Origin of the sequence: Nocardiopsis synnemataformans (genome assembly GCF_965343085.1) — a bacterium.
In the GTDB taxonomy this organism is placed as follows: Bacteria; Actinomycetota; Actinomycetes; order Streptosporangiales; family Streptosporangiaceae; genus Nocardiopsis; species Nocardiopsis alborubida.
Genome location: NZ_CBDRFA010000013.1, coordinates 124,593 through 133,981 on the forward strand (window position 1 = coordinate 124,593; position 9,389 = coordinate 133,981).

Annotated in this window: 9 protein-coding genes; 3 read left to right on the forward strand and 6 right to left on the reverse strand. The window is 70.4% G+C overall.

Annotated elements, in window-relative coordinates; all coding sequences use genetic code 11:
• Positions 1–85: 85 nt before the first annotated feature.
• The 3 genes from ACSIH6_RS10210 to ACSIH6_RS10220 form a co-directional block, all read right to left on the reverse strand.
• Positions 86–370 carry a DUF397 domain-containing protein gene (locus tag ACSIH6_RS10210; protein ID WP_435107992.1) on the reverse strand — a complete coding sequence of 95 codons (285 nt, stop codon included), beginning with the start codon at positions 368–370 and terminating at the stop codon, positions 86–88.
• Positions 371–431: 61 nt separating this feature from the next.
• Positions 432–635, reverse strand: a complete 204-nt coding sequence (locus ACSIH6_RS10215; RefSeq protein WP_435107993.1) for a DUF397 domain-containing protein — start codon at positions 633–635, stop codon at positions 432–434.
• Complete coding sequence (locus ACSIH6_RS10220; RefSeq protein WP_435107994.1) at positions 632–1,498, reverse strand: helix-turn-helix domain-containing protein; 867 nt, start codon at positions 1,496–1,498, stop codon at positions 632–634. The genes ACSIH6_RS10215 and ACSIH6_RS10220 overlap by 4 nt, the downstream gene beginning before the upstream one ends.
• A gap of 269 nt (positions 1,499–1,767) precedes the next feature.
• Here ACSIH6_RS10220 and ACSIH6_RS10225 point away from each other — a divergent pair, with 269 nt between their 5' ends.
• On the forward strand, positions 1,768–2,202 hold the full coding sequence (locus ACSIH6_RS10225) for an ATP-binding protein (RefSeq protein ID WP_435108003.1): 435 nt from the start codon (positions 1,768–1,770) through the stop codon (positions 2,200–2,202).
• A gap of 770 nt (positions 2,203–2,972) precedes the next feature.
• Here the strand turns inward: ACSIH6_RS10225 and ACSIH6_RS10230 are convergent.
• The gene (locus tag ACSIH6_RS10230; protein ID WP_435107995.1) at positions 2,973–3,620 is read right to left on the reverse strand and encodes a TetR/AcrR family transcriptional regulator; all 648 of its coding nucleotides are present in this window, start codon (positions 3,618–3,620) and stop codon (positions 2,973–2,975) included.
• A 178-nt stretch (positions 3,621–3,798) separates the two neighbouring features.
• On the opposite strand from ACSIH6_RS10230, the gene ACSIH6_RS10235 reads away from it, so the two are divergent.
• Complete coding sequence (locus ACSIH6_RS10235) at positions 3,799–5,382, forward strand: DHA2 family efflux MFS transporter permease subunit (RefSeq protein WP_435107996.1); 1,584 nt, start codon at positions 3,799–3,801, stop codon at positions 5,380–5,382.
• Positions 5,383–5,752: 370 nt separating this feature from the next.
• Here ACSIH6_RS10235 and argJ read toward each other — a convergent pair whose 3' ends face one another.
• Positions 5,753–6,913 (reverse strand): bifunctional glutamate N-acetyltransferase/amino-acid acetyltransferase ArgJ, encoded by a 1,161-nt coding sequence (gene argJ / locus ACSIH6_RS10240; RefSeq protein ID WP_435107997.1) that lies wholly within the window; start codon positions 6,911–6,913, stop codon positions 5,753–5,755.
• A gap of 169 nt (positions 6,914–7,082) precedes the next feature.
• Between argJ and ACSIH6_RS10245 the strand changes: the two genes are divergently transcribed.
• Positions 7,083–8,114 (forward strand): serine hydrolase domain-containing protein, encoded by a 1,032-nt coding sequence (locus tag ACSIH6_RS10245; RefSeq protein ID WP_435107998.1) that lies wholly within the window; start codon positions 7,083–7,085, stop codon positions 8,112–8,114.
• Between the two features lie 196 nt (positions 8,115–8,310).
• Here ACSIH6_RS10245 and otsB read toward each other — a convergent pair whose 3' ends face one another.
• Complete coding sequence (gene otsB, locus ACSIH6_RS10250; RefSeq protein ID WP_435107999.1) at positions 8,311–9,141, reverse strand: trehalose-phosphatase; 831 nt, start codon at positions 9,139–9,141, stop codon at positions 8,311–8,313.
• Positions 9,142–9,389: the final 248 nt, after the last annotated feature.

Here is a 9,389-nt window from a genome sequence, read left to right on the forward strand (position 1 = left end):
TGTTGTCGGACTCCGCTGAGGGTTTCGGTCATGAGGGCTGGGCTGAGCCCGGACGGTCCTGTGCCCTATCTGTTCGGGCGTGTGCTTACCGCTGGCGGACCTTGAGTGTGTTGAGGAGGCCGGTCCACTCGGGGGTGGTGAAGGCGAGGTGGCCGAGTTCGCGGTTCTGGGTGTCCCGAACCCGGGTTTCGGTCCAGCCTTCGGCGACTTCCACGCACTCGCCGCCTGAGCTGCCGCTGTGGCTGCTTTTGTGCCAGTCGGAGACCTCGACGCAGTCACCACCGTCGGTGCTGTAACTGGACTTGCGCCAGTTCGAGACCTCAACGCACTCGCCGCCGTTGGTGCTGTAACTGCTCTTACGCCACTTCATGCACTGCTCCATCGCAATACTGGGTACCTCGGCAGTTCCGAGGTACCCAGAGCGACTGGCTTTAACGCGCCTTGAGGGTGTTGAGGAGGCCGGTCCATTCGGGGGTGGTGAAGGTGAGGTGGCCGAGTTCGCGGTGCTGGGTGTCGCGCACCAGCACGCTCTGGCCCTCAGCGACCTCTACACAGTTTCCACCGCCGCCACCGGAGTAGCTGGACTTGTGCCAAGCCATGTGGTTGGCCTTCTTGAAAGCCACTTCGTGCCTCATCCTTCGTATCGTTCGCTGCGGATGTGCTGGATGCGTTTGACGGACTCCTCAGTGCTCAGAGCCTGGCTCTGAGCCTGCTGGAAGATGCGCGAGAAGAGTCCGATCTCGTGCTCCTTCTCCAGGTAGACAGCTCCTGCCCGATACTCGACAAGCACAACGTCGTCGAAGGTGACGTTGGCCAGCAGGTCCGGGAATTGCATGATGACGAAGCTGCCCTCGCTGGCGGCGTGGGCACCGCTCTCGAAGGGCAGAACACGCAGGTTCACGTTGGGCAGTTCGGCACGTTCCAACAGAACGGACAGCTGCTCGCGCATGACCTCCGTGCTGCCGACCGTCCGGTAGAGGGCGCTCTCGTTCATCACAGCATTGAGCTGGAGGGGTTCATCCTCGCTCAGGCGCTTCTGACGTTGCAGGCGCACGGTGACGTGGGCTTCGATCTGCTCGTCCGAACCAGCGTCAACGTCGGCCCGGAGCACAGTGCGGGCGTAGTCCGCAGTCTGGAGCAGACCGGGGATCGTGCCGTCCTCGTAGTTCAGCACGGTGTGCGCTTCGGACTCCAGGCCGATGTAGGACTCGAACCACTCGGGAATGTCCCGGTGCCTGTGCCACCAGCCGAGTTCCTTCTGCCTGGCCAGGTCGACGAGCTTGTCCCGGTCCTCCTGTGACAGCCCGTAGAACTCGCTGAGCACGTACACGATCGGCACGGGCCAGGGGTTCTCCGCCTTCTCGTACTTGGTCAGCGTGCCCGGGCTGATGTCGGCGTGGCGAGCTGCGGTTCCGCTCTTGATCCCCGCCCGGATGCGGGCGCGCTTCATGACGCGGGCGATGGTGCGCCGGGTGACGCCTGCTGGGCTCTGCCCCACTGATGACCTCCAGGAGCCGGGATGCGTCCAGTTTGGCGCATCTCTCCCTGGAGAGCCAACTTCCGGCAACTATGTCCTGAGCAAATTTCCCTGAACAGTATTGCGCTGTGCTGTGACTGTCTGCATACTCATTGTTCAGGGGAAAGCCTGGCTGGGCTTCCCTTGATGCGAGGGAGTTTGCGATGAACAGCTTTGGTGTACCGCGACCGAGGCGGGCGGTGGAGGACGGCGGGGGCGAGCTGCCGCGTCGGGGGAGGGGCGGTACCGGGGTGCGCACGGCGTTCTTCGGGTCTGAGGTGAACCAGGTGGCTCAGATCCGTAGCTGGTGCCAGCGAGGCGCACGGGTTCAGGTCCACCGCACCTTCTCCCTGGTGCTTGTGGCCAGCGAACTAGTCACCAACGCCTGGACGCACACCGCCTCCGGCGCCCCCGGCGGCCGGGTGAAGATCCAGATGCGGCGCCTGCCGAACCACGTCATCCACCTGGCGGTCACCGATGACGGGCCGCGACCGAGCCAACCCGCGCGCCTTCCCCGTCTGTCACCGAGCGGCGACGACCTCCGGGTCGGCGGGCGGGGCCTGCACCTCGTGGACAGCCTGTCCCTGGAGTGGGGCTGGAACGGCGAGCCCGGCATGCCTCTGACGGTGTGGGCGCACATCGACCCCTACGCCCCCGTCCCCGAGCCCGAGGCCGCTGAGGTCTGAGGCAGACCGACCACGAGCGGGAAGCGCTGCGGCCCCACCGGGGCCAATGACACCCGCGCGCGAAGGCGACAGAAAACAAGGTGCCCCGAACCGGTGTTACGAGCACCGGGCCGGGGCGTGATCACCACCTGAAAGCACCAGGAGGAGACCGTGGAAAACCCTATCGGCAGGCACCGCAGGCGTCACCGTTCGTGGGCCGAACAGCTACGGGCGCTGTGCGCCGCCGCGCTCGCGTGGATGCTGGGACACCTGCTCGGTACGCGTCGCCAGACCAGGGCCATCGAGATCACGCCGCTGCGCCCCGAGCTTCCGCCCGTCCCCGTGCCGCGACCGCGACCTGTCCCTGAATCGCGACCCACCTCCGCGTCACGGCCCGCCCCCACGCTGCGGCCTGCCACTGAGTCACGGCCTGTCCCCGAGGCGCGGCGTCCCGCTCCGCATCCCGACCTCACGGCGGGCGCGCTGGTCCGTCCCTACATGCCTCCGCTGCCACGGGTTCCGGTCGGTGACCTGCTGGCCGCACCGCCTTCCGCCGCGTTCACGGCTTCTGCCACGACCACAGCTCACGCCACGGCCGCAGCTTCCGGCACAACAACGGCTTGCGCCACGGCAACGACTTCCACCACAACCGGCACCCCGGCCGGAGAGTTCGACGAACTCCGGGACCGGGTGCGCCTCTGGTGCGCCCTGTACGGCTGAGGCTCCCCATGTGAACTGTGAATCCAACCAAGGGCCCGCGAGGCTGCGTGGCCGCCCAGCTGCCCAGCCGCTCAGCCTCGTGGGCATTCCCAGTGACCGCCGACTACCTCGGGTACCAGGTCGAACCGTTCGAGGAACGCCTGGACCAGATCCTCCACGTCACTGGAGCCGGACACGCACCACGCCTGGTGGCCGCTGTTGAGCACGGACAGGAACACCGAGGCCAGGACCCCCGGACGCGGGTCGGTGGCCGGGTCCACGCCGGTGCGCTGGCCCAGCGCCCGCGCCAGCCGCTCCTGCCTGCTGTGGCAGTAACGCATGTTGACCTCGATCAGCTCGGGGCTCTCGGACACCAGCCCCATGGCGCTGCCCTGGAGGTGGAGCATCTCGCGTTCGAGGTAGTCCCAGTGGTCGAGCATCGCGTTGCGCAGCGCGGTGAACGGCGACTCGTCGGCGGGGCGGGCGAGCAGGGCGGCGAACAACTGCTCGTCGATGTCCTCGACCGCCTCCAGGACCACGTCCTCCTTGGAACCGAAGTAGCGGAAGAACGTGCGCTGGGAGACCCCGACGCAGGAGGCGATCTCCTCTGTCGTCGTCCGCTGGTAACCGTTCTCGTGGAACAGGCGCAGCGCCGACTCCATGAGGGACTCGCGCATCCGGGCCTTCTTGCGCTCGCGCAGCCCGAGCTGCTCCCCCGGTTCGGCGCTCGTCGTGCTCATGGACGTGCCTCCCGCGTGTTGGCTCTGCCCGCTGGTCTCGGCTCTGTCGACCGAGGTCTGTCGACCGAGGATACCGTGTGAAACAGATTACGTCAGCGACTGACAAAACGCACTTGCTGCAAAGAGTCAGCGGCCGACATAATCATGCGGACGACGACATCGGCACGCAGGGGGAACCATGACCGCACAGACCGTCCCGAAGGCGGCTCCGGAGACGGAGCGGAAGCAGCGCTGGACGGAGAGCCCCTGGGCGACCCTGGTCGCCATCGCCTTCGGCGTGATGATGGTGGCGCTGGACGGCACCATCGTGGCCGTCGCCAACCCCGCGATCGGCACGAGTCTGGGCGCCTCGCTGGCCGAGCTCCAGTGGGTCACCCACGGCTACCTGCTCGGACTGGCGGTCTTCCTGATCACGGCGGGCAAGATCGGCGACCGCTTCGGCTACCGCAACACCTACCTCGTGGGCGCGGTCGGCTTCGTCCTCAGCTCCGTGGCGATCGCGCTGTCCGCCGGTGTCATCATGCTCGTCGCCTTCCGGGTGCTGCAAGGGATTTTCGGGGCGCTGCTCCTGCCCTCGGCGATGGGCCTGCTGCGCGCCAGCTTCCCGCCCAGCAAGCTCGGCCGGGCCTTCGGCGTCTTCGGCAGCCTCATCGGCGCCGCCACGGCGGGCGGCCCCATCCTGGGCGGCGTCCTGGTCGGCTCCCTCGGCTGGGAGGCCGTCTTCTACATCAACGTCCCGGTGGGCGCGGTCGCCCTCGGACTCGGCCTGTGGCTGCTGGCCGCCAACAAACCGACCGACGCCGGGAGCCGGATGGACGTTCCCGGCATCGTGCTGCTGAGCATCGCCATCTTCGCCCTGGTGTGGGCCCTGGTGGAGGCGCCCAGCGTGGGCTGGGGCCACCCCGTCACACTGGGCTCGCTCGCCGTCACGGCGGTCTTCGCCGTGGCCTTCCTCGTGTGGGAACGCCGCGCGGAGCAGCCCCTGCTCCCGCTCGGCCTGTTCGCCAACCCCTCGGTCTCCATCGGCGCCGTCCTGACGGTCGCGATGGCGCTGAGCCTGATGGGGTCGCTGTTCTTCATCACCTTCTACCTCCAGGGTGTGCGGGGCATGAGCCCCGCCCAGACGGGCCTCCAGCTCATCTCCATGACCGCGCTGATGGCGGTCACCTCGCCGATCGCGGGCCGGGTCCTGGACCGGGTCGGCGCCCGGCCGCCCACGACGGTGGGTCTGCTGCTGGCGGCGGCGGGCATGTTCATGCTGTCGCTCTTGGGGACCGACACGGGCGTGCTCTACATCTCGGCCGGGTTCGTCCTGCTCGGCATGGGTCTGAGCCTGATCATGACCGGCGCCACCGCGGCGATCATCGGCAACGCCCCCGTGCGGTACGCCGGTGTCGCCTCGGCCGTGCAGCAGGCCGCCATGCAGCTGGGCGGCTCCCTCGGCACGGCGGTCCTGGGCGCGGTCATGTCCGCGACGATCGTCTCCACCCTGCCCGGCCACTTCGCCGCGGCGGGGCTGGCCGAACCCGCCGCCGAGGAGCTGGCGGGCATGCAGGGCGTCGTGGCCCAGGGCGGCGCGGTGCTGCCCGAGGGCGCGCCCCCGGAGGTCGTGGCGGCCGTGACCGAGGCCAGCAACCTGGCGTTCATGGAGGGCCTGCAACTCGCCTTCACCATCGCGGCGGCGGTCATGCTGGTCGCCGCGGTGCTGTCGCTGTTCATGCGCTCGGGCAGGATGACCGACGGCCCGGCCGTCCACATCTAGCCGGGGGTGAGGCCCGGTCCGGCACGCGGGGGCGCCGGGCCGGATCTACGGCGACGCCGAACCGGGGCCGTGGGGAACTGGTGACTCTCCGGTCCCCGGATGAGTTGGACCGGCCTCGGACCCCGGGCACGCCGATGCCGCACGGGTGCGCGGGCACGCCCATGCTGCCGAGGACTGTGGGCCCCCTATATCCAGGAAACCGCGAAAGAAGAGGCGGCACCACCCCCTGTGGACAAGGGTGGTGCCGCCTTCGCTGTACCGCCTCTATCGTGCCGCTTTCACGTCCGTGCCACCTCCGCTGTGCACGGCGCTGCCGACCGCGACCGACCGACTTGACTGTCCGAAACCCCTCCGGGCCCGGACCGGCGGCTCAGGTCGTGTAGTCGGCGTTGATCCGGATGTATCCCTCGGTCAGGTCGCACCCGTAGGCAGTGAAGGCGCCGTCGGCGATGCCCAGGCCCACGCCGATCACCACCTCGTCGCCCTTCATGTGCTGGGCGGCGCGCTCCAGCACCTCGTCCGTGGCCTCCGCGGGGTAGGTCTCCACGTCGCCGAAGGAGATCCGCACGTTGTCGGGGAGGATGTCGGTCTCCTCCTCGCACTTGCCGACCGCCATCGTCACCCGGCCCCAGTTGGGGTCCGCGCCGTGCACGGCGGTCTTCACCAGCGGGGAGTTCACCACGGCCTTGGCCACCCGCTTGGCCTGGGCGTCGTCGCGCGCGCCGCTCACGCGTACCTCGATCAGCTTGCTGGCGCCCTCGCCGTCGGAGGCGATCATCCGCACCAGCTTCAGGGCCACCTCGTGCAGCGCCGCCTCGAACTCCGCCGCGTCCACCGGCCCGGCCAGCCCGTTGGCGAACACCGCCGCCGAGTCGCTGGTGGAGGTGTCGGTGTCGATGCTCAGCGCGTTGAACGTGCGGTCCACCACCCGGCGGAACACCTCGTCCAGCACCGGCTGCTCCAGTTCGGCGTCGGTGAAGAACCAGGCCAGCATGGTCGCCATGTTCGGCTCGATCATGCCGACGCCCTTGGCGATGCCCGTCAGCGTCGCCCCGCCCACCGTCGCCGAGGCGGTCTTGGGCCGGGTGTCGGTGGTCATCATCGCGGCGGCCGAGCGGTCCAGGTCCGCCGGGGGGAACTCCGCGGGCAGCGCGTCCATGTAGGCGCGGACCTTCTCGATCGGGTACGGGCGGCCGATCACGCCGGTGGAGGCGACCAGCACCTCCTCGGGCGGCACCCCCGCCGCCCGCGCCACGCGCTCCTGGAGCTCGTGGGCGTGGCTGTCGCCGACCCTGCCCGTGGCCACGTTGGCGTTGCGGGCGATCACCGCGACCCCCCGCGCGCTGCCGTCGGCCGCCGAGCGGCGGCTGAGCAGCACGCTGGGTCCGGCGAACCGCGACCGGGTGAACACGGCGGACACGCGGGCGGGGACCTCCGACACCACCGCGAAGAAGTCGTCGTTGGGGTCCTTGATCCCGATGTTTCCGGCCACGCCGCGGAAACCTGCGGGCACGGGGGTCTGGCTGCTCATCGTCCTCCTCGGGGCTTCTCCGGCGCCAGACTACTCCGCCGCGTGCCGCGGCCCTCATTACGGCTGCGACCTGCGAGGGTTTCGTCCTGTGCACCTCCGGGACCCGTGTGACAACAACCTGATAACGGGGTATCGCCGGAAGACGAGACCATCCGGGGGGAGGCGTGTTGTGCGTGATGGTGACTGGCTCACGGAGACAGGGGCGCGGATTCGGGGCGTCCTGAAGGTGATGGTGGACGCCGGGTGGCTGCCCGGCGGCGCGGCCGTGATCGGCACCGGCGGCATGTGGGAGTTCGTCGCGGTCGGCCGGATCGACGGCGAGCACGACACCGCCCCGGACGTGGCCTACGACGTCGCGAGCCTGACGAAGGTCATGGCGACCTGGCCGCTGGTCGGCCAGGCGGTCGCCGAGGGGATCATGGACCTGGACGCCCCGATGTCGGAGTACCTGGACGTGGACCACCTCCCCGGCGCGGAGGTCACCACGCGGCAGATCCTCACCCACACCGGCCGCCTCAACCCGGTGACCTGGCTGGAGAGGTACGTGGGCACCGACCAGGACCTCGCGGAGGCCATCCTCGCCGACCCGCTGGAGGAACCGGGCTACGCCTACGTCGACCGCGGGTTCATCCTGCTCGGCATGCTCCTGGAACGCCTCTACGGCACGGGCCTGGACCGGCTGGCCCGCGACCTGTGGGAGCGGATGGGCATGCGCTCCACCGCCTTCGGCCCCCTGACGCGTTCGCCCGGTGTGGCGCCCACCGAGCGCCGCATCCCCGGAGCCGCCCCCACCTGGGGGGTGGTGCACGACGAGGCGGCCGCGCTGATGGGCGGCGTGGCGGGGCACGCCGGGGTGTTCAGCACCGCCATCGACCTCGGCGCGTTCACCCGGGAGATCCTGCGGATGCACGACGGCGGCCGGGGGCCGGTGCCGTCCTCCTACGTGCGCACGAGCTGGCAGCCGCACGTGGACGCGGGGGCGCGGCTGTGGCGCGGCCTGGGCTGGCTGGTCACCCCGGAGGGTGTGGTCTACCACAACGGTTTCACCGGGACGAGCCTGTTCATGCACCCGCAGAGCGGCCGGTACGTGGGCGTGCTCACCAACGCCGTGCACTACGGGCGCCACCGGACCGGGCTGGTGGACCTGCGGTCGGCCGCGCGGTCGGCGCTCACGCCGCAGGCGCACGAGTCGTCGTCCTGAGACGGAAGGCGACGACGGAGGCGGGTGTTGGGAGCGCGCCCACACGCCGGACGGAGACGGGGACGGGTGGGCAGGCAGGACAAGCCCACGAGCCGCACCGTCAACGTTTCCGGTCAGCACATCAGCACATCAGCGCGTCACGCCCCGGAGTCTTACCTGAAGGCGTCATGCCTGGGGGCATCACGTCCTGGAGACGTCACGCCCCGGAGGCACCGCGAATCGCGTCGGCGAGCCCGCCCAGGAGGTCGGCCAGCCCCGCGGGACCGGAGACGACCAGGTCGGCGGCGTCGGCCACGGCGGTGACCTCGTCCGAGGACGAGCACACGTTCAGGCCCTCGACGCCCTGGGAGCGCAGCCCCACCACGGCGTCGAACGCGGGCAGGTCGCCGAGGTCGTCACCGGCGTAGAGCACCGCGCGCGGACCCGCCTCGGCGACGAGCGCGGTGAGCGCCGCGCCCTTGTCCACCCCCAGTGGACGGAGCTCGACGACCATCCGGCCCGGCTCCACCTGGAGGTCCGACCGCCGCGCCAGTTCGCTCAGGGCGGGCGTGAGCAGGGCGAGCGCGCCGTCCGGGTCGGCGGTGCGCCGGGTGTGCACCGCGAGCGAGCGCCCCTTGTCCTCGATCCAGGTGCCCTCCGGGGCGCCCAGGCCGTCGAGCAGGCCGGGCAGCTCCTCGCGCACCACCTCCACGCCGGGCGGCGCGGGGACGGCGACCACGCGGCCGCCCTCCCAGCGCTCGGCGCCGTAGTGCCCCAGCACGGTGATGCCGGGCACCCGGTCCAGGCCGCCCAGCCGCACCGCCGTCTCGGCGGGGCGGCCGGTGACCACGGCGACCGAGCCGATGAGCCCGGCCAGGTCGGCGAGCACGTCCACGATCCCCGGGTAGGGGGCGGACGTGCGCGGGTCGGCGACGATGGGCGCGAGCGTGCCGTCGAAGTCGAAGGCGGCCAGCGCCCGCCCGGGTGCGGCGAGGAAGGCGTCGAGCGCGGTGCGCCCGGCGTCCGTGCTGGGTTGGGGCAGGGACATGGAGGGCCTTTCCGGTGGGGCCGCGGATGCGGGCCGGGCGGGACCGCCAGACTACCGACGCGCCCCCGCGCCGACGGGACTCCACCGCATGTGTGACGGCTGTCTCACCGGATGTCCGTGCGGTGTCGGGTGCGCGGTCGGCCTCGTGGGACGCAACGGCGCCGCCGCTCTCCGTCGCGGGGGTGGCCCGGAGAACGATCTTCGGATTCGTCCCCACCACGGCGTGCGGGTTCGTTAACGTGTTCGAT